20 protein-coding genes are annotated in these 18,339 nt (G+C 35.5%); 10 read left to right on the forward strand and 10 right to left on the reverse strand.

Annotated elements, in window-relative coordinates; genetic code table 11:
* Positions 1 to 49: 49 nt before the first annotated feature.
* Positions 50 to 364: an HPF/RaiA family ribosome-associated protein gene (locus ACNQGH_RS07455; RefSeq protein WP_417955352.1), complete on the forward strand. Its 315-nt coding sequence runs from the start codon at positions 50 to 52 to the stop codon at positions 362 to 364.
* Between the two features lie 163 nt (positions 365 to 527).
* On the opposite strand, the gene ACNQGH_RS07460 is transcribed toward ACNQGH_RS07455, so the two are convergent.
* Positions 528 to 656 carry a hypothetical protein gene (locus ACNQGH_RS07460; protein ID WP_417955353.1) on the reverse strand — a complete coding sequence of 43 codons (129 nt, stop codon included), beginning with the start codon at positions 654 to 656 and terminating at the stop codon, positions 528 to 530.
* A 44-nt stretch (positions 657 to 700) separates the two neighbouring features.
* Positions 701 to 2,272 (reverse strand): L,D-transpeptidase family protein, encoded by a 1,572-nt coding sequence (locus ACNQGH_RS07465; RefSeq protein WP_417955354.1) that lies wholly within the window; start codon positions 2,270 to 2,272, stop codon positions 701 to 703.
* Positions 2,273 to 2,511: 239 nt separating this feature from the next.
* On the opposite strand from ACNQGH_RS07465, the gene ACNQGH_RS07470 reads away from it, so the two are divergent.
* The 3 genes from ACNQGH_RS07470 to ACNQGH_RS07480 all read left to right on the forward strand — a co-directional run bounded on the left by ACNQGH_RS07470 (position 2,512) and on the right by ACNQGH_RS07480 (position 7,302).
* Positions 2,512 to 3,021: a nuclear transport factor 2 family protein gene (locus ACNQGH_RS07470; RefSeq protein ID WP_417955355.1), complete on the forward strand. Its 510-nt coding sequence runs from the start codon at positions 2,512 to 2,514 to the stop codon at positions 3,019 to 3,021.
* A 224-nt stretch (positions 3,022 to 3,245) separates the two neighbouring features.
* Entirely contained in the window at positions 3,246 to 4,634 is a 1,389-nt protein-coding gene (locus ACNQGH_RS07475; RefSeq protein ID WP_417955356.1) for an ammonium transporter, read from the forward strand.
* 199 nt (positions 4,635 to 4,833) lie between these two features.
* Positions 4,834 to 7,302 (forward strand): AsmA family protein, encoded by a 2,469-nt coding sequence (locus tag ACNQGH_RS07480; protein ID WP_417955357.1) that lies wholly within the window; start codon positions 4,834 to 4,836, stop codon positions 7,300 to 7,302.
* 20 nt (positions 7,303 to 7,322) lie between these two features.
* Here ACNQGH_RS07480 and ACNQGH_RS07485 read toward each other — a convergent pair whose 3' ends face one another.
* On the reverse strand, positions 7,323 to 8,933 hold the full coding sequence (locus ACNQGH_RS07485) for a L,D-transpeptidase family protein (RefSeq protein WP_417955358.1): 1,611 nt from the start codon (positions 8,931 to 8,933) through the stop codon (positions 7,323 to 7,325).
* A gap of 220 nt (positions 8,934 to 9,153) precedes the next feature.
* On the opposite strand from ACNQGH_RS07485, the gene trmB reads away from it, so the two are divergent.
* The 3 genes from trmB to ACNQGH_RS07500 are packed head-to-tail and all read left to right on the forward strand — an operon-like array spanning position 9,154 to position 10,899.
* Positions 9,154 to 9,831 (forward strand): tRNA (guanosine(46)-N7)-methyltransferase TrmB, encoded by a 678-nt coding sequence (gene trmB, locus ACNQGH_RS07490; protein WP_417955415.1) that lies wholly within the window; start codon positions 9,154 to 9,156, stop codon positions 9,829 to 9,831.
* A 54-nt stretch (positions 9,832 to 9,885) separates the two neighbouring features.
* Positions 9,886 to 10,521 (forward strand): LysE family transporter, encoded by a 636-nt coding sequence (locus tag ACNQGH_RS07495; RefSeq protein ID WP_417955359.1) that lies wholly within the window; start codon positions 9,886 to 9,888, stop codon positions 10,519 to 10,521.
* 51 nt (positions 10,522 to 10,572) lie between these two features.
* The gene (locus ACNQGH_RS07500; RefSeq protein WP_417955360.1) at positions 10,573 to 10,899 is read left to right on the forward strand and encodes an MGMT family protein; all 327 of its coding nucleotides are present in this window, start codon (positions 10,573 to 10,575) and stop codon (positions 10,897 to 10,899) included.
* Between the two features lie 61 nt (positions 10,900 to 10,960).
* Here ACNQGH_RS07500 and ACNQGH_RS07505 read toward each other — a convergent pair whose 3' ends face one another.
* Positions 10,961 to 11,491 carry a hypothetical protein gene (locus tag ACNQGH_RS07505; protein WP_417955361.1) on the reverse strand — a complete coding sequence of 177 codons (531 nt, stop codon included), beginning with the start codon at positions 11,489 to 11,491 and terminating at the stop codon, positions 10,961 to 10,963.
* Positions 11,492 to 11,593: 102 nt separating this feature from the next.
* A complete protein-coding gene (locus ACNQGH_RS07510; protein ID WP_417955362.1) occupies positions 11,594 to 11,749 on the reverse strand; it encodes a hypothetical protein in 156 nt (51 codons plus the stop codon).
* An 81-nt stretch (positions 11,750 to 11,830) separates the two neighbouring features.
* On the opposite strand from ACNQGH_RS07510, the gene ACNQGH_RS07515 reads away from it, so the two are divergent.
* The 3 genes from ACNQGH_RS07515 to ACNQGH_RS07525 all read left to right on the forward strand — a co-directional run bounded on the left by ACNQGH_RS07515 (position 11,831) and on the right by ACNQGH_RS07525 (position 13,817).
* Positions 11,831 to 12,958: an Mrp/NBP35 family ATP-binding protein gene (locus tag ACNQGH_RS07515; RefSeq protein ID WP_417955363.1), complete on the forward strand. Its 1,128-nt coding sequence runs from the start codon at positions 11,831 to 11,833 to the stop codon at positions 12,956 to 12,958.
* 65 nt (positions 12,959 to 13,023) lie between these two features.
* Positions 13,024 to 13,263, forward strand: a complete 240-nt coding sequence (locus tag ACNQGH_RS07520) for a NifU family protein (protein WP_417955364.1) — start codon at positions 13,024 to 13,026, stop codon at positions 13,261 to 13,263.
* A gap of 236 nt (positions 13,264 to 13,499) precedes the next feature.
* Complete coding sequence (locus ACNQGH_RS07525) at positions 13,500 to 13,817, forward strand: 2Fe-2S iron-sulfur cluster-binding family protein (protein WP_035668621.1); 318 nt, start codon at positions 13,500 to 13,502, stop codon at positions 13,815 to 13,817.
* A gap of 76 nt (positions 13,818 to 13,893) precedes the next feature.
* On the opposite strand, the gene ACNQGH_RS07530 is transcribed toward ACNQGH_RS07525, so the two are convergent.
* The 5 genes from ACNQGH_RS07530 to rimM form a co-directional block, all read right to left on the reverse strand.
* A complete protein-coding gene (locus ACNQGH_RS07530; RefSeq protein WP_417955365.1) occupies positions 13,894 to 14,664 on the reverse strand; it encodes an SGNH/GDSL hydrolase family protein in 771 nt (256 codons plus the stop codon).
* Positions 14,665 to 14,734: 70 nt separating this feature from the next.
* On the reverse strand, positions 14,735 to 15,517 hold the full coding sequence (locus tag ACNQGH_RS07535; RefSeq protein WP_417955366.1) for a DUF3050 domain-containing protein: 783 nt from the start codon (positions 15,515 to 15,517) through the stop codon (positions 14,735 to 14,737).
* A 92-nt stretch (positions 15,518 to 15,609) separates the two neighbouring features.
* The gene (locus ACNQGH_RS07540) at positions 15,610 to 16,788 is read right to left on the reverse strand and encodes an acyl-CoA dehydrogenase family protein (RefSeq protein ID WP_417955367.1); all 1,179 of its coding nucleotides are present in this window, start codon (positions 16,786 to 16,788) and stop codon (positions 15,610 to 15,612) included.
* Between the two features lie 241 nt (positions 16,789 to 17,029).
* Positions 17,030 to 17,737 (reverse strand): tRNA1(Val) (adenine(37)-N6)-methyltransferase, encoded by a 708-nt coding sequence (locus ACNQGH_RS07545; protein ID WP_417955368.1) that lies wholly within the window; start codon positions 17,735 to 17,737, stop codon positions 17,030 to 17,032.
* 72 nt (positions 17,738 to 17,809) lie between these two features.
* Positions 17,810 to 18,334, reverse strand: coding sequence for a ribosome maturation factor RimM (rimM, locus tag ACNQGH_RS07550; RefSeq protein WP_417955369.1), 525 nt, complete (start codon positions 18,332 to 18,334; stop codon positions 17,810 to 17,812).
* Positions 18,335 to 18,339: the final 5 nt, after the last annotated feature.

Consider the following 18,339-nt stretch of genomic DNA (forward strand, 5'->3'; position numbering starts at 1 on the left):
TCGTGTAGCAATCGGTAAGTTTGAGAAACAATCATAAATAGATAGTACTATGACAATACAAATCAACACAGACAATAATGTAGAAGGACACGCAAGATTGGGGTCTTATTTTTCCGAAGAATTGAAAAAAACGCTGTCCCGTTTTGAAGATAAAATTACCCGTTTAGAAGTGCATCTTGGTGACGAAAACAGTGAGAAATCAGGTGGTAATGACAAACGGTGCTTAATTGAAGCACGACCTGTAAATATGCAACCTGTAGCTGTTACGAATCATGCCGATACGATCGAAAAAGCATTTCAGGGGGCGTTAGACAAAATCAAAAAAGTATTGGAAACTACTTTCGAAAAACAGAAAACGTATTAAATAGTTGCCTTTGGGTAAACAGTAATTTAAAAAAAAAAATGACACAATCTTTTAAATAAGAAGGTGTCATTTTTTTTGGTTTAAGAAGTAAGCCAGTACTTTGTTTTTTTAATAAAACTATACGTTTCATTAGTATGACCCTTTCTTAGAAATTATTAGAAAGTCAATATTCCGATACGGACGTGTTGCCAGCAACTCCAAAAGATGATGATTCAGAAATTTCGAGTTCGGTTGTTCCTTTTTTATTGGATAAATATTTCGACTGGTCTGATAATTCAATACGATGCTGCATAGTGTCGATTTTAGCATTAGTATTTCTTTAGAACTAACGGAACTTTATCTGTTAAACAGCAAGGTAGCTAATGTCTCATCCCTGTTGTATACGTCTTCATAGAAATGGATAATACCTTCGGTATCCACCCAAGCAGTAAAATAGCCTATATAGACCGGGATTTTGTTTTTAAGTGTGTACCAGTACTCTTCTCCGCTGTTCATCGCTGTTTCTATCTTTTCAGGATTCCAGTCTTTATCATTTTTCATAATAACGTTGGCCAATTCTTTTGGCTTGGCCACCCGAATACAGCCATGGCTAAAAGCACGGTCTTCTTGACCGAATAAGCTTTTTGATGGGGTGTCATGCAAATAAATAGCATTCGAGTTGGGGAATAAAAACTTTACTAGTCCTAATGAATTTTCAGGACCCGGTTTTTGTCTTACATAATCATCTTTCCACTCCATGTCATGTTCTTCAAGATAATTTGGGTTTTTCTCCAACGCGGGAAGTATTTCTTTCTGTAAAATGCTGGTGGGCACATTCCAATACGGTCTAAAAACGATATATTTCATAGGGGCACTAAAAATAACTGTTTTGTGCATCGCTTTTCCAACAACTACTTTTGATCGTAACTCGGGTTTTCCATCTCTAAAGAAGGTTAACTCATAGGCAGGTATATTAACCACAATTAATTCTTTGGATTTGGTAATGTCGTTTGAAATCCATCGGCAACGTTCCATATTGACCATGATGGTTTTGATGCGTTCCGCGACAGACACATTCATATATTTGATGTGTTCCGGTAAAATTGTCTTATTGATGGTATTGCCACTTCTTTTTTTGAATTTCAAAATCCCGGTGGCTAATTCGGTATCGTATACCGCACTTTTTGAATCTCGTGACAAATCGTCAGTGATAAACAAACGGGTTCTGATTTGTGCAATTGTTGCAGCACTATCTCCCGGTTTGTATGATTTTACAGTTGGATCCAATGCGATCGTTTTCCATCCGCCCTTTTTTTGAATTTTACGGTATTCTTGCAATACGTCTTTCAGCAGGTAATATTGTTTCAATACGCCTTTTTCATCCTTGTTGATTAATGAAGGATTGATTAAAAGTGAATCTAAATAACTGACGTAGGATTGTTTCTTTCGAGGTAAATACCATTGAAGTTCTTTGATTTTTTTGGTATCGATTCCATCATACACTTTATCAGCGTAAAAAAAGTACAATGCGGAACTCAACAGTTCGATATCAAGATTTGCTTTTTGAATATCTTCTGCATTATCATAGATCTCGTCTAATTTTTCTTTGTAAGGAATAACGGTTTGCACTCCTTCTAGTCCCAAATTATTAACTTTATTGTATAATACACCAGCAAATTCATTGAGTCCGTCTTTGTCAAACCAGATGTAACGAAAGTGATGTTTGCGATATAATTTTTCCACGTCAGCCTGGTAGCTTTTCAATTTTGGATATTTCCCGAAAAAAGTTTCTACTTGGGTGCTGTCAAAAGCAATGTCTCCTGATGCGCTTGTGCTTTCTGCTTCTTTGTCATTTTTCTTTTTACAGGAAACGGTCGTAAATAATATTGTAAAAACAATAATTAGTATTGGTAAAAATAACTTTCTCATAGGTTGAACTGTTATGCGTAATTATTCATTTAAGGCGATACAAAAATACGCCAAATTGGACTCTTTACTACGCGTTTTGAAAGGCCGTGTTTTTTAAGGTTTAAATCCTATCTTTACTTTTAGTGTGTTAATTAAATAAAATAATAAGGTAAGTATTTGTATGTAAGTGCTTTATGCGTTTGATTTTATTTTTAACAGCAATATTCTCCATCAGATAAATTCAAGTAAATCCAAAAATTATGAAAAAAATAGTACTAATTTCTTTAAGTATTTTACTGCTTTTAGCCTTTACTTCAGCGGATCAAGACGTTGATAAAGAGAAAGAAAGAATCAATAATACAATTGATGCCTGGCACAAAGCAGCCGCAGAAGCAAACTACAATTCGTATTTTAATTTAATGACCGAAGATGCGATTTTCATTGGGACAGATGCTACCGAAAATTGGAATAAAACAGCTTTCAAAGTTTGGGCAAAACCCTTTTTTGACAAGGGAAAAGCTTGGAATTTTACAGCATTGGAAAGGCACATTTATTTTGATAAAACAGGAAAAATAGCATGGTTTGATGAATTGCTGAATACACAAATGAAAATTTGTCGGGGTTCTGGAGTAGTTGTCAAAATAAACAAGAAGTGGAAAATAAAACACTATGTTTTGTCGATGACCATTCCTAACGATAATGTTACTGAGGTTGTCAAAATAAAAGCACCGATTGAAGACACGCTTTTAGAGAACCTGCAAAATAAGTAGTAATTATATTCCATTTTAAATTTATCTGAAGAATTCATTATAATATATTCCTCAATAAAGACCGCATAATGGGGTCGTTAAATCGAATAAACTTAACAAATTGCCTTTTAAATTATTAATTCAGCGATAATTCTTTAGTCGTCCCCTATTTTAAATTGTTTTATGGTTCGAAATTAATTTTTTTTTAACTTTGCCCCCTAATAAAATGGGGTTAAGTAAATAAAATGAAAATAGAGAAGCGCTGGATCATATCCTTTGTCATTATAAGTTTAGTTTGTATCACAGGTGTATTGTGGCCAGCAGTAACAACAACTGATGCTGTTCTTTCACAATTTGGAACTACCGATCAAATCATTCCTGCAGACGTTGCCTGGATGTTAACTTCCTGTTGTTTAGTGTTGATAATGACTCCGGGATTGTCTTTCTTTTATGGTGGAATGGTAGGAAAGAAAAATGTGATTTCTACGATGTTGCAAAGTTTTATTTGTTTGGGTGTAGTCACATTATTATGGGTGGTTGTAGGTTTTAGTTTGGCTTTTGGAGCGCCATTGGGAATTCATATTGGTTCTGGTTTTTATAGTTTTGTGGGTGATCCTACTTCGTTCACTTTTATGGACTATGTAGGCATGTTGCCGCATAAAAAAATAGCAAGTACCGTTCCTTTTATGTTATTTGCTTTGTTTCAAATGAAATTTGCGGTTATTGCGCCTGCAATTATTACCGGGTCTTTTGCAGAACGCGTTCGTTTTATATCCTATTTGCTTTTTATCTGTCTATTTACATTGTTTATATATGCCCCTTTATGCCATTCGGTTTGGTATCCTACAGGAATTTTGGGCTCCTATTTTGGAGTTAAAGATTTTGCAGGTGGAACCGTGGTACACATGAGTGCTGGATTTGCAGCTTTAGCGGGTGTTATTGTTTTAGGAAAAAGGAAAAATAGCAGACACGTTCCTACTAATATTCCTTTTGTTTTATTAGGTACCGGAATGCTTTGGTTTGGTTGGATTGGTTTTAATGCAGGTTCTTCTTTGGAGGCCAATGGAGTTGCAGCGATGGCTTTCGCAACAACAACAACTGCATCGGCAGCAGCAATGCTGACTTGGATTTTCTTCGATCGAATAAATGGCAGAAAAGTATCGGCATTGGGAGCCTGTATTGGAGCTGTAGTCGGACTGGTTTCTATTACACCAGCGGCAGGTTTTGTATCCGTTCCTGAAAGTATGTTTTTTGGTTTTATCGCCGCTCTTGTTTCCAATTGGGTGGTGAATGCTAAATTTTTGAAAGGGATTGATGATACTCTAGATGTTTTTGCCTGTCATGGTGTGGGTGGAATTATGGGAATGATTCTAACGGCAATTTTTGCGCATGGTGAAAATGCCAGCTTGCTTCATGGAGGTTGGGAGGTATTTGGACATCACATGATGGCATTGGTTCTCGTTTCTATTTATACTTTTTTTGGTGCTTTTCTTTTATTTAAAATCACCAATAGAATTATTCCAATGCGTGTTTCGGAAGAAGCCGAAATTATGGGACTGGACCTGTCTCAGCATGACGAAACACTCTTTCCTATTGAGTGTGCGGAGTTAGATTTAGTTATTGACGAAGAATAAGCTAATTTTTTGAGCATATTGTTGCTTTCCGTAAGCATCAGAAGAACGGACGATTTAGGAAACGGAGTTTGGTTTTTACAGTTTGCCAATACTGATTTTTAGCTTTTCAAAGGAGTACTGAATCTAGTTTTTTGTACTAATAGTTTCATAAAAGAATATTTTTAGGCTATCTTTATTTTAATCGATAACGAAAATACCGATGAATCAGTTTTGGGAAAGCACAAAAACTTATTTAAAAACCACGCACTTTAGAAAAATAATCAAAAGAGCTGGTTTTTTCTTTATGGGTAGTGTTGCTTTTGTTTTCTTATGTTCTGGAGTTTTAGCGATTTATTTTGACAATAATAAAACGGAAATCGTAACTCAAATTAATAATAAAATCAACCAAAATATAAAGGGAACAATCCAAATTGGAGCTATTAAATACAAGTTTTTGGAGGGTTTTCCTAATGTGACTTTGGCTTTGAGCCATGTGGAATTAAAAGATAGTTTGTGGGCCATCCATAAACGTACTTTGCTTAAAGCAGCGCAAATTGAAATTCGCTTAGGTCTTTGGAGTCTGCTGGCAAACGAAATTAATATTGATAAAATAGAAATTAAGGAAGCAACGCTGTACTTGTTTAAGGGTGAAAACGGAATTGTAAATACAGATGTTTTCAAAGCCAAACCAAAAGACGCCAAATCAAAAAGCTCCACTACCTCTTCGATTGATGAAATCGTGTTAAATCATGTCCGTTTCATCTCAGAAAATCAACCTGGAGGTAAGTTATTTGATTTTGATATTATTTCTTTAAAAAGCAAAATCGAACACAATAAAGACAATTGGCATACAGATCTTTATCTGAAAACGCTTGGCAAAAGTATGGCTTTCAATACAAAAAGAGGAAGCTTTATTAAAGATAAAATGGTAGAAGGCGTTTTAATGGTTGATTTTTCCAATAAAAAAAATAAAATAAGCGTAAGTACTGAAGGTCTCCAAATCGGAAATGATTTTTTTGATATTAACGCTCGTTTTGGTTTGGATAAAAATAAATCACCTTTTGACATTACTATTAAAACTACTATCTTATGGCAAGATGCTTCAAATTTAATGAGTGGGAATATTAGTTCCAGAATCAGTCGGTTTGATTTGAAAAAGCCAATACAAGTCAGTTGCACGATTAGTGGCGATATGAATTTCATTGGCGATCCCCAGATTGTTGTGCATAGTAAAACGAGCGACAATGAGCTCAGGATACCGGACGGACTCATCTCCAATTGTTGTTTCGATGCGAGCTTTACAAACAATTATAAAAGAGGAATCGGCTGCAATGATGTTAACTCCACGATTACATTAACAAACTTTTCAGGTGTTTATAAAACGATTCCTTTCTCAATTCCTGTCGGAATGATTACAAATTTTGAAAAAACGACTGCAGCCGGAAGTTTTAAATCTGATTTTGACGTTTCGCGACTGAATAAAATAGTGAATAGAGATTTCATGCGTTTTTCTGACGGTCAAGCCAAAATTAATTTGGAGTATAAATTTGACATTGTGAATTTAGAAATACAAAAACCAATGTTTACCGGAAGTGTTTCCGTTAAAAATGCTACTGTAAATTATGGACCTCGGAATTTGGCTTTTCAAAAAACGGACATTCAGCTGAATTTCACCGAGGAAGCGCTGTTAATTCAAAAGATTACGTTCAGAGATCGCAAGAATACCGTTTTTATGGAAGGTAAAGTAGATAACTTCCTTACTTTGTATTATGCTAATCCAGAGAAAATGTTGGTTAATTGGGATATTTATTGTCCTTTTCTGGATGTTAGGCAGTTTCTGGCAGTTGTTACGCGTTCCCGTCAAAAAACCGTGAAAAAGAAAAATAAAACGGATGATTTTTCGAGTAAATTGTATGCTGTTATTGATAAATGTCAAATGGTCCTTAATTTAAAAGCCGATAAAATGGCCTATAGTAAATTAGCAGCAACTAAGGCTAAGGCCACAGTTTTATTGGTCAATAATAAATTAATCGTAAAAAATGGGTGGATGCAAAGCTCGGGCGGAACGATTTCTTTTGACGGACAGTTAATGCCAAAAAATAATCTTTTCTTTTTAGAATCCAATGTGAAAATTAATAGGGTGGCTATTGCCCAATTCCTGACTTCTGTAAATAATTTTGGGATCCAATCCTTTAAGCCAAAAAACATTCGAGGATATCTTTCCGCCTCGGCCTCTGTCAAAGGGACGCTGCTTTCAGGAGGTCAATTACAAACAAATTCTCTCGCGGGTGTGGCTAAATTTGACGTGAATAAAGGGGCTTTAGTCGAATTTGAACCAATAAAAAAAGTAGGCAAGTTTGCTTTCCCTTTTAGAGATCTCGACACTGTCGTTTTTAGTGATTTATCCGGAGATTTTATAATAGATGGAGCTCTGGTGAATGTCGATAATTTGAAAGTCAGTTCCAGCGTTTTGAACTTGGATATAAACGGAGTCTATTCCTTTAACAGAGGAACAAATTTAGCATTGACTATTCCGCTAAGAAATCCGAAAAGAGATGAAAAGATTACGGATAAAAATGAAATAGCCAACCGCCGAAATAAAGGAATCGTACTGTATTTATTAGCTGTGGACGAAGACGGAAAAATAAAAATCAAATGGAATAAAAACCATGAAAAATTAAATCGCTAATAAAAGATGCGATCATACATTTATTTGGAATCATCAGAAATTAATAGTTCAGCTAACCGGTCGTCTCTTATGTAAATGTCATTGTAAAAACTGATTTCTCCGGAATCGTTTACCCAAGTCGTGAAATAACCGATATGAACGGGAATTTTCTTTTTCAGGATGCAAGTTGTCTCCACTTCACCTTTCATGGCCTCATTGATGCGTTCTATAGGCCAGTCAGGATCGTCTTTTAAAATTAGCAGAGCCAATTCTTTTGCTTTGTTTATATTGATGCAGCCGTGACTGTAAGCTCGGTATTCGTATTGGAACAAATCTTTTGATGGTGTATCGTGTAAATAGATGTCATTAGAATTTGGAAAGACAAATTTAACCAGCCCCAGGGAGTTTTTTGGCCCGGGCCGTTGTCTGGCATTGCCTTTGTTCCATTCAATATTGTGTTTTTCCAAATAGTTTTCGTCTCGGGCAATGGCATCCATTAATTCATTTTGAATGATGCTTTTGGGAATGTTCCAATAAGGACTAAATATTATTTTTGTTATGTTACTACTGAAAACTACAGTTTCAGTCATGTTTTTGCCCACCAGGACTTTAGACTCTAATTCGTTTTTACCATTTTTTTTATAAATGAGGTTGTAGGATGGGATGTTTATGATGATGTATTCATCGGCTTTTGTTAATTGCGGAGCAATCCATCGACATCGTTCCATGTTGACTATAATGCTTTTGATGTATTTTTCAATAGGAATATTCATGCGTTTAATATGCTTGGATGTAATGAGGTAATCCGTTTTATAGCCATGTCTTTTTTTGTAATTCAGCACACCGGCCATTAAGTCCTCATCATACCGATTACTTTTAGAATCTTGTTTTAGGTCGCCGGTAACGACAAGACGCTGTCTGATTTGGCCAATTGTTTTTGAGCTGTCATTTGGTTTATATTCTGCTTCCAAAGAATCCATTGTTATGGTGTTCCATTCGCCGTTTTTTTCTATTTCGCGGTATTTTTTTAAAACCTCCCGTAGTTTGTAATATTGTGCAAATAGCTGATTTTCATTTTTGATCAGTAATTTAGGGTCTACTAATAAAGAGTCCAGCAGATTTTCATAAGAGAGATTTTTTCTTGGTAAAAACCATCCCATTTCCCTGATTTTTTCAGTGTCAATTCCCTGAAAGACTTTTTTGGCATAAAAAACATACAGGGTAGACATCATTATTTCCGTATCTTCTGGTGATAAATCACCGGTAGCATCCTCGTTGAAAATGCCGTCGATTTTATCTTTATAGGCCAATTTCGACTTTAAGCCTTCTTCCTCCAGCTGATTTACTTTAGAATATAACAAGTGGGCAAACTCAATAAGGCCTTTGTTGTCAAACCAAATGGAATTATAATTCCTTTTTTTGTACAAGACGCTCACATCTGATCGGTATTTTTTTAAATTGGGATATTTCTTAAAGAAACGGGAAACAGTTGCGCTGTCAATGGGAATGGCAGATTTGCTGAATGAAGATTCCGGGAGATGTAAGGCAAGAGAAGTTTCTTTAACCGTAAGATTTTCATTGCTATTACGGTAAACAGAGGCAAGTGATAAGCCAAATAAAATAATTGCAACTGATAAAACAAAGTTTCTCATGGCATGATTATTTTATATAAAGGTAAAAAAAAAACATCTTTTTTTATAAAAAACCAATGATAATTAGGGTTGCGGTAAGAAGTTTCTCAACATATGATCGTAGTATTTTTTAGTTTTCTTCCCTGCGGCGAAAGTTCTCAGCATGATTTTCTTCATTTTTTTACCAGCAAATCATTCGGTCTTATATATTTCCTTAATTTTGCCGAAATATTCTGAAAAAGTGGGAAGCAAAAATAAATTAAAAAGGTTCAAGGAAAACGAAACATTTAACAACGTTTTTCAACCAACAAGAGAAGAAGTAGTAGGTGATTTATTTCCACTTAAAGGGAAATGGAACACAGAGTTCTTCAAAAATGAAAATCCGTTGGTGCTTGAATTAGGCTGTGGTAAAGGTGAATATTCAGTAGGTTTAGCCGAAAGATACCCAAATAAAAATTTTATAGGAATCGATATCAAAGGAGCGCGTTTCTGGCGTGGTGCCAAAACAGCTGTTGATACCGGACTTCATAATGTGGCTTTTATCAGAACCCAGATCGAATTAATCAATCATATTTTTGCAGAAAACGAAGTTGACGAAATCTGGATTACTTTTCCGGATCCACAAATAAAATACAAACGGACGAAACACAGAATGACCAATTCGGAGTTTTTGCAATTGTATAAAAAAATCCTCAAAAAAGGCGGTGTTGTAAACTTAAAAACCGATAGTGAGTTTATGCATGGTTATACATTAGGATTGCTGCATGGTGAAGGACATGAAGTTTTATACGCGAATCATAATGTGTATGTAAACGAAGGGAGTCCGGAGGAAGTTACTGCTTTTCAGACTTTTTACGAAAAACAATATTTGGAAATTAACAAAGCAATTACGTACATTAGATTCAAAATTAAAGAATAGTCTCACTTTTATAACTCGAATGATTTATCTTTTTTGAATGCAAAAAATTTGTTTATGAACTTAATCATGTCTTTGTTTTTGGGTTTCGCAACTGCTTTTATTGGGATTACACCGCCAGGTTTACTCAATATGACGGCTGCAAAAGTAAATTTAAAAGAAGGAAAAAGAAGCGCCTTATGGTTCGTTTCGGGTGCGGTAGTTATAATATTTTTTCAAGCATATCTTGCTATATTGTTTTCTCGATATATTGCTGATCGTCCTGATGTTTTAATTTTGTTGCGTGAAGCAGGATTTGGTGTTTTTACGTTATTAACCATTTATTTTCTTTGGATAGCCAAAAAGCCGAAGATTAAAAAGGGGAAAATAAAAAAGTACAGCAGCACAAAAAGGTTTTTTCTTGGAATGTTATTGTCTGCATTTAATTTTTTTCCTATCCCTTATTATGTTTTTGTAAGTGTCACTTTATCATCTTACAATCTGTTTTCTTATGATATGGCCTATATTTTTATTTTTGTTACTGGTGTAATGCTGGGCTCTTCTCTGGTTTTCTATTGCTATATTACCTTTTTTCAAAAAATACAAAACAAGACGGATTATATCGTTAGGAATATGAATACTATTATAGGGACTATAACCGGATTGATATCTTTAATCAGTCTAATCAATATTATAAAGTATTATTTAAGGTAGTTTTTAAAGTCTGAAGACAAATAGAAATAGGTTTTTATTAGATCCATAACCATGTCAAACGACAATTTTTTTGAACGAGTGTATGCTATCGCCAGAGAAATCCCCTATGGGAAAGTTACTTCGTATGGTGCTATTGCAAAAGCTTTGGGAACGGCGCGCTCTGCCCGAATGGTAGGCTGGGCTATGAATGCTTCGCATAATAGGGAAGATGTTCCGGCACATCGTGTCGTGAACAGAAAAGGATTGCTTACCGGGAAACTTCATTTTGACGGAACGAATCTGATGCAGCAATTACTTGAAAACGAAGGAATAGAAGTTGTGGACAATCAAATTGTGGATTTCGAAAAACATTTTTGGCAACCAGCGGTTAGGCAGTAGTGATCAGTTGCGCTGGTGACTTTTGCAATTTTGGAACTTTTCTTTCGTTAGTGTTTATCCGTTATTCGTTTTTGTTGTTCTTTTTATTAGCTGTTTCGGCAATTCGGATTAAATACGCTTCGATCGTTTCATGTTCTCCAATTGGAATATTGTCCAATAAACTGTCAAATCCATTGATTAGATTGGTGTATTTTTCAAATGTTTCCTGGAGTAGCTGGTCGTTTTTTGTTTCCCAATAATTTCCCTCATCAGTAAGATCAAAATTTTCAAAGTATATTTTGTTTATATAATCGAAGATATTGATTAGTTGTTTGTGAATTTCAGGTCCGGCAAATTGGGTTTTTACCGACAAATAATTGTCATCGGATTCATTTACGGGATCCTTCGAAGGTTCGAAATTATAGAAAGCACACATTTTTCCGTTGGAGAGAAAAGTCAGGCAAACAACTTCGCAATCGGGAGGGCTAAAACAAATACCATAAATGCAGTCATTAAAGGAATCAAGAGTAAAGGCATGGCTTGGAAACACTTGTTCGAAAACATGGAATTTCCATTGGTTTGCCTGGGAGATGTCAGCCACCTCTTCAATCATTTTTTTTAAAAGGTTTGGGTTTTTAAACGCCCCCTTATAGTGAAAACTTAATCCCATACTTTTTTCTTATAAATTTAGATTATAAATTGTGGTTTATTAGGTTTAATGATGTTGTTTTTTAATTAAATCTGAAAGATAATTATTGGGTTTTGATACGGTTGGTGTTGGGAAATTAGGACTCAAAAATTCTGTAATAACTACCGTCAATTTGCGCATCAATAAATGCAATACAAAACCTTTATAATAAGAACTTTTCATAGTATCTTTGTAATCTGAAATCAGTTTAAATAAAGATAATATTCCGGCATTAAAATGCCGATAGAAAACAATAAACTAAAAATGAAATTAGACAGGAAAGATATTCTTAAAGCTTTAGAAACGATTACTATAGCCGGAGAAGGAAAAAACATGGTTGAAAGTGGTGCAATAGCAAATGTAATTACTTTTGGCGATGAGGTTGTGGTAGATTTAGTATTACACACACCGGCAATGCATATTAAAAAGCGTGCTGAAGACGATATCAAAAAAACAATTCTTGAATTAGTATCTGCAGATGCTAAAATCAAAATCAATAGCAAAGTTGAGGTTCCGGACAAACCGGAAGTTAAAGGGAAGTCAATCCCAGGAATAAAAAATATTATAGGAGTTGCCTCTGGTAAAGGTGGAGTAGGGAAGTCTACAGTTACTGCAAATTTAGCGGTATCGTTGGCCAAAATGGGTTTTTCAGTAGGAATTCTGGACGCGGATATTTATGGGCCATCTATGCCAATAATGTTTGATGTAGAAAGCGAAAAGCCAGTATCTGTAATGGTTGACGGGAAATCAAAAATGAAACCGGTTGAAAGCTACGAAGTAAAAATCCTTTCGATAGGATTTTTTACAGCGCCAAGTCAAGCAGTAATTTGGAGGGGGCCTATGGCCTCCAAAGCATTAAACCAAATGATTTTTGATGCGGACTGGGGAGAATTAGATTTTATGTTAATCGATTTACCACCGGGAACAGGAGATATTCACCTTTCAATCGTACAATCATTACCTATTACAGGTGTTGTAATTGTAAGTACTCCACAAGCGGTAGCTTTGGCCGATGCTAAAAAAGGTGTTTCTATGTTTATGTCTGAGGCAATAAATGTTCCTGTATTGGGAATTATTGAAAACATGGCATACTTCACACCTGAAGAATTACCTGGAAATAAATATTACATCTTTGGAAAAGAAGGGGCCAGAAATCTTGCAGAAGATTTAGAGGTTCCATTCCTGGGAGAAGTGCCGATCGTACAATCTATTCGTGAAGCGGGAGATTACGGTCGTCCTGCAGCGATGCAGACTGGTTCAATTATCGAAACAGTTTTTGAAGAAATCACGAGAAATGTTGTGCAGGAAGTAGTAAGCAGAAACGAAAGTTTGCCTGCAACCGAAGCTGTTAAAATTACAACTATGGCGGGTTGTTCAGCAGTTAAAAAATAAATTGAAATTTGGTTTGTTGGGAAAATCAAAAAAATCCAGCAGTCCGAAAATCCAATAACATAATTATGACAACAGAAGAATTAACACTAGAAGTTCAAAAAGCACTTGAAGAAATCAGACCTTTTTTGAACTCTGATGGAGGAGATATTACCCTTGTTTCCATAGAGGATGACAAACACGTAAAAGTGCGTCTCGAAGGAGCATGTACCAGTTGCAGTGTAAACCAAATGACATTGAGAGCCGGCGTGGAAACCACCATCAAAAAATTTGCTCCCCAAATAGAAACTGTTGTAAATATCCTATAAATGCTTAGAGCGTATCCGTTTTAAGAAAAAAGGCAACTCAAGATAACGAGTATTTGTTTTTTTTCTTAAAAGGGTAGGGTGATTCGCGCTATTTCCGGAGCTGGCCGCAATCGAAGTTCAGTAACTCTAATGATAGAAGTGAAGGAAAGTAATCCCTCAGGCAAAATAATCTGGATATCGATAAGATATTCCAAAAAGGTACAATTGATTAACCAACCAATTCCAAATAGCAAAAAATGGATGTATTAATAAAAATAAAAGATAGAGAAGGAGTAGTACATGAATTACAGGCTCCCACAGATATGGCCATGAACATTATGGAGTTATGTAAAGCATACGAGCTTCCTGTAGAAGGAACCTGCGGCGGAATGGCCATGTGTGCTTCTTGTCAGTGCTACGTTCTTAATGATGTCGCATTACCCGAAATGGGCGACGATGAAGAGGCGATGTTATCAGAAGCTTTCTATGTAAAATCAAACAGTCGATTGGGCTGTCAAATCCCAATCACCGAAAGCCTTGAAGGATTAGAGCTGGAGTTGGCTCCGGAAAATTAATAAAAAAATCCCTAATTGAACTGAACTGCCCCCAAATAGCGTCTAGCTTTTTGGGGGCAATTCAATTAGGGATTTTTTATTTTTGTATAGCTGTGGCCGCTTTTGGCAAAAGCCGTTCTACAAATAACGAATACGCTAATTCGGAAGGATGTAATCCGTCTTGAGCCACAAGAGTGGTATTTGTTAAACCTTGTCTGGTGATATCGGTAATAGTTATAAACTCAATAGTGTTATCGGTGCAGTACTTTTTTGCGAAAGCATTATAAGTGTCAATTTCCATAGAAATCTTCGATTGGATTCCTGATCCTTGGCCATAGGGGGTATAGGCATAATCAGGAATAGAAACTACGATGACATTAGTCTTATCTCCTTTTGCAAGTGCAATAGCTTTACTTACTAATTCAGGAAACTCTTTCTCATACAACGAAAAAGGTCTGTTCTGAAATTGATTATTTACTCCAATTAGTAACGTGACTAAATCATAATCTGAAGCTGGATTTTGTAAATCAATTGCTGAGATTAAGTTAGTGGTTGTCCACCCAGTTTGTGCAATAATCTTTAAAGGATAGGTGTTGTTTGGGTTTAAGTTACTCAGGCTTCTCTTCAATTGTTCAGGAAATCTACAGGTTTCACAAACACTTTGTCCAATAGTGTAACTGTCTCCGAGGGCTAAGTAGCTAAAGGTTTGATTTTGTGTTTGAGGGACTGTTACCACTACAGGATTAGTAGTTACAGGATTGCTGACTATTGGAGCGGAACTTGTTTTAGGCATTGGATTTTCACTGCTGCAACTGACTATAAAAATTAGTAAAAAGAACGCAACTATTATTTTGAATTGGTTTTCCATTATTTTGAAATTAATGATGTTTCATTTCTAAACAATAGTTACGTTTATTTGAAGGTATTGGTTTTGCTTTTTACGCTAATTCCACATTCATCATTATAGTTTCTTCGATGGCATCCCAAAGTCCGATTCGTTTTTTTAAAGCTAAAATCGAAATTTCTTCCACATCTGACCATTTTTGCGCATCAGTTCCGCAAAGTTCGGTTATCATTTTCATCGCCATAGGGCCGTGATCATCAGCGTCTAATTCGATATGTCTTTCGAAATAATAAATTAGCTTACTCAAATCTTTTTGAGGAAAATTAGTTTGAAAGTTTTTTAAAATTTCGGTAAACATACTCGGAATCAAATCCTCTCTTCCAAAAGTAAAAGCGGCGGCTATTTCATGTGATTTTCCTTCTTCAATAACTCGAAAAGTGAAGTCTAAAAAGGCTTTGATATCAGGGTGCAGGTTACTTTTTTTAATAGCTACAAATATATTTTTAAGCGAATTAACTTCTGATAAAAACTGTTCAATTCCTACTGTGCTTGCACCACAGGCTTTCATCGCTTCGATGTACATTTCATAATGGCTTTGGCGGCGACTGTCAATAGTCAAATCTGATTCTTCGGCTAGGACTATTTCGTTAATCAGATATCTGGTTTCTGGATTTTCTGTGGCAAACCATGGAGTTGTCGTACAGGTTAATTTAGATTGTAATGCTTTTAATAATGACATAAAATCCCAAACCGCATACACATGGCTCTCAAGAAAACAGTGTAAGTCTTCTATGGTTTTTACTTTTTTGTATAGGGAATGTTGTAACAATAGCTCTTTTTGAGGCTGAATGCTATTGTTGATTGTTTCAATGTTCATCAGTGGTATTTTTTATGTAAAGGTAAAAAAGCTTCTTGTTTCCAAGAAGCTTTTACTATCAAATTTATAAATACTTTAATAGTCGTTTAATGCTATTTAAAAGCGGAAATTCCTGTAATGTCCATTCCTGTAATTAGTAAATGAATGTCGTGTGTTCCTTCATATGTAATTACTGATTCTAAATTCATCATGTGACGCATTATAGAATATTCTCCGGTAATTCCCATTCCGCCTAGCATTTGTCTGGCTTCGCGAGCAATATGAATCGCCATATCTACATTATTTCTTTTAGCCATCGAGATTTGAGCTGTTGTTGCTCTGCCTTCGTTTCTTAAAACGCCTAATCTCCAGGTTAATAGTTGTGCTTTGGTGATTTCAGTAATCATTTCAGCTAATTTCTTTTGTTGCAATTGTGTTCCTGCAATAGGTTTGTCAAACTGGATTCTTTCTTTTGCATAACGCAAAGCGGTATCGTAACAGTCCATTGCTGCACCGATAGCTCCCCAGGCAATACCATAACGGGCTGAGTCAAGACAGCCAAGTGGAGCTCCTAATCCAGATTTATTTGGTAATAAATTTTCTTTAGGCACCTTTACGTTGTCAAAAATCAACTCTCCTGTAGAAGAGGCACGAAGGGACCATTTGTTATGGGTTTCCGGAGTTGTGAAACCTTCCATTCCTCTTTCAACAATTAAACCGTGAATTCTACCTTCTTCATTCTTTGCCCAAACAATAGCAATGTCAGCAAATGGTGCGTTTGAAATCCACATTTTGGCACCGTTCAATAGATAATGGTCACCCTTATCTTTAAAGTTCGTGATCATACTTCCTGGATCTGAACCGTAATTAGGTTCAGTCAATCCAAAGCAGCCCATGAATTCGCCAGTGGCTAGTTTTGGTAAGTATTTCATACGTTGTTCTTCGTTTCCGTATTTCCAAATTGGATACATTACTAAAGAAGATTGTACGGATGAAGTGGAACGAACACCAGAATCTCCGCGTTCAATTTCTTGCATGATTAGCCCATAAGAAATTTGGTCTAAACCTGCGCCACCATATTCAACAGGAATATAGGGGCCAAAACCACCAATTTCTCCCAAGCCTTTTATGATCTGTTTTGGGAATTCAGCTTTTTGAGCATATTCTTCTATAATAGGAGAGACTTCACGTTTGACCCATGCACGAGCGGAGTCACGTACTAATTTGTGTTCTTCTGTTAATAAATCGTCAAGGTTGTAATAATCTGGAGCTTGAAATAAATCTGGTTTCATGGTTCGGTAATTTTTATGCGACAAATTTACATAAAGAAATATAACAAAAGCATTAATAAATGTTATATTTTTTTATTTAATTGAAAATTACGAATTTTGCAATCAAATAAGATGTTTATAAAAGCATGATTTTACGGAAAGAAATCATCGACTACTAATTTACAATAAAATAGCTAATGGAGGGTTTGAAATTTATTTTAAATTAAATAAGATGTTAATGCATTTGAATAAAAATTCCGGATTACATTTTTAAATAAAAATCTTTTGTCAATTCTATATATTCAGGTGTGTATTGATGTCTTGAAGTTTCGATAATCAATTCAGTAATGGTAATGACAGCGTTTTTATTTCGGCTTAAAGCCAATAAACTGCGCTTGATTTCAGTAAGTGGTGTTCCTTTTACTCGTGTGATTTTTAAAGGAAATAATTCGAATGCTGCAGCAAGAGCCAAAAAATGTTCTTCTTCTTTGAAAGGAATTATGACGGAGAAAATACCGTTTTCAGAAAGCAGCAACGCGGCGGCTTCGATTAAATCTTCAAAAGGCATCGCATCAGTAAAACGGGCCAAGTCTCGTTGCTCGTTTTCGGATTTGTAATTGTCAGTGTAAAATGGAGGATTGGAAACAATTAAATCGTACTCGTCTTCCGGCTCTTCTACAAATTCGTCCAAACCGGCATGAAAACAAAATAAGCGATCATTCCAGGGTGAGTTTTCAAAATTGTCTACGGATTGTTCGTAAGCTTCTTCGTCGATTTCTAAAGCATCAATTTGTTCTGCATTGCTTCTTTGTGCAAGCATTAAAGCTATTACACCTGTTCCTGCCCCAATATCTAAAATGCTAAATGGATTATTTTCAATTGGTGTCCAAGCGCCAAGTAAAACACCGTCTGTTCCAATTTTCATGGCGCAACGATCTTGTTTTATTGCGAATTGCTTGAATGAAAACATAATGATTTAAGATTGGAAGTAACGAATGTTGATTTGAGATTTTAAAATAGCCGAACCGACAAATGAATTTCTCTAAAGGTACATTTCAATAAGTCCTTCTGGTAAATCCATGATGACTTTTTTGTTTTCTCTGTCAATTTTTACAAGGAAATGGTCAATCATAGGGATGAGAATTTCTACCTCACCGTTTAAAACTTCGAAAAGAGGTTGGGCAGTGGTGTCATTTACGGATTGAATTTTTCCAACAACGCCAAGGCGTTTGTCTTCAACTTCAAAACCAATTACTTCATGGAAGTAAAATTTATTGCCCGTAAGTTTAGGCAACATATTTAAGGGAAGGTATATTGCGTTGCCTATAATGGCATCAGCATCTTCTTCGGTATTCATATCTTCAAAATGAATTCTAAGAAAGTCGTTTTTGTGTAATGAACTACTTTCAATAAAAAAAGGAACCAAGTGTTTGTTGCATTCAACAAACACTGATTCCAAGTTTTCGTATAACTCAGGTTCGTCCGTATCTAAATAGGCAAGAACTTCCCCCTTGAAACTAAATTTTTTAGCGATTTTACCTAAATAGAAACAGTCTTCTTTACGCATCTTCG

The sequence above is a fragment of the Flavobacterium kochi genome (genome assembly GCF_048286715.1).
Lineage (GTDB): Bacteria > Bacteroidota > Bacteroidia > Flavobacteriales > Flavobacteriaceae > Flavobacterium.

Coding starts and splice junctions, on each gene's coding strand:
- ACNQGH_RS07455 (WP_417955352.1), top strand. CDS start 50: ATGACAATACAAATCAACACAGACAATAATGTAGAAGGACACGCAAGA.
- ACNQGH_RS07460 (WP_417955353.1), bottom strand. CDS start 656: ATGCAGCATCGTATTGAATTATCAGACCAGTCGAAATATTTATCCAAT.
- ACNQGH_RS07465 (WP_417955354.1), bottom strand. CDS start 2,272: ATGAGAAAGTTATTTTTACCAATACTAATTATTGTTTTTACAATATTA.
- ACNQGH_RS07470 (WP_417955355.1), top strand. CDS start 2,512: ATGAAAAAAATAGTACTAATTTCTTTAAGTATTTTACTGCTTTTAGCC.
- ACNQGH_RS07475 (WP_417955356.1), top strand. CDS start 3,246: ATGAAAATAGAGAAGCGCTGGATCATATCCTTTGTCATTATAAGTTTA.
- ACNQGH_RS07480 (WP_417955357.1), top strand. CDS start 4,834: ATGAATCAGTTTTGGGAAAGCACAAAAACTTATTTAAAAACCACGCAC.
- ACNQGH_RS07485 (WP_417955358.1), bottom strand. CDS start 8,933: ATGAGAAACTTTGTTTTATCAGTTGCAATTATTTTATTTGGCTTATCA.
- ACNQGH_RS07495 (WP_417955359.1), top strand. CDS start 9,886: ATGAACTTAATCATGTCTTTGTTTTTGGGTTTCGCAACTGCTTTTATT.
- ACNQGH_RS07500 (WP_417955360.1), top strand. CDS start 10,573: ATGTCAAACGACAATTTTTTTGAACGAGTGTATGCTATCGCCAGAGAA.
- ACNQGH_RS07505 (WP_417955361.1), bottom strand. CDS start 11,491: ATGATTGAAGAGGTGGCTGACATCTCCCAGGCAAACCAATGGAAATTC.
- ACNQGH_RS07510 (WP_417955362.1), bottom strand. CDS start 11,749: ATGAAAAGTTCTTATTATAAAGGTTTTGTATTGCATTTATTGATGCGC.
- ACNQGH_RS07515 (WP_417955363.1), top strand. CDS start 11,831: ATGAAATTAGACAGGAAAGATATTCTTAAAGCTTTAGAAACGATTACT.
- ACNQGH_RS07520 (WP_417955364.1), top strand. CDS start 13,024: ATGACAACAGAAGAATTAACACTAGAAGTTCAAAAAGCACTTGAAGAA.
- ACNQGH_RS07525 (WP_035668621.1), top strand. CDS start 13,500: ATGGATGTATTAATAAAAATAAAAGATAGAGAAGGAGTAGTACATGAA.
- ACNQGH_RS07530 (WP_417955365.1), bottom strand. CDS start 14,664: ATGGAAAACCAATTCAAAATAATAGTTGCGTTCTTTTTACTAATTTTT.
- ACNQGH_RS07535 (WP_417955366.1), bottom strand. CDS start 15,517: ATGAACATTGAAACAATCAACAATAGCATTCAGCCTCAAAAAGAGCTA.
- ACNQGH_RS07540 (WP_417955367.1), bottom strand. CDS start 16,788: ATGAAACCAGATTTATTTCAAGCTCCAGATTATTACAACCTTGACGAT.
- ACNQGH_RS07545 (WP_417955368.1), bottom strand. CDS start 17,737: ATGTTTTCATTCAAGCAATTCGCAATAAAACAAGATCGTTGCGCCATG.
- rimM (WP_417955369.1), bottom strand. CDS start 18,334: ATGCGTAAAGAAGACTGTTTCTATTTAGGTAAAATCGCTAAAAAATTT.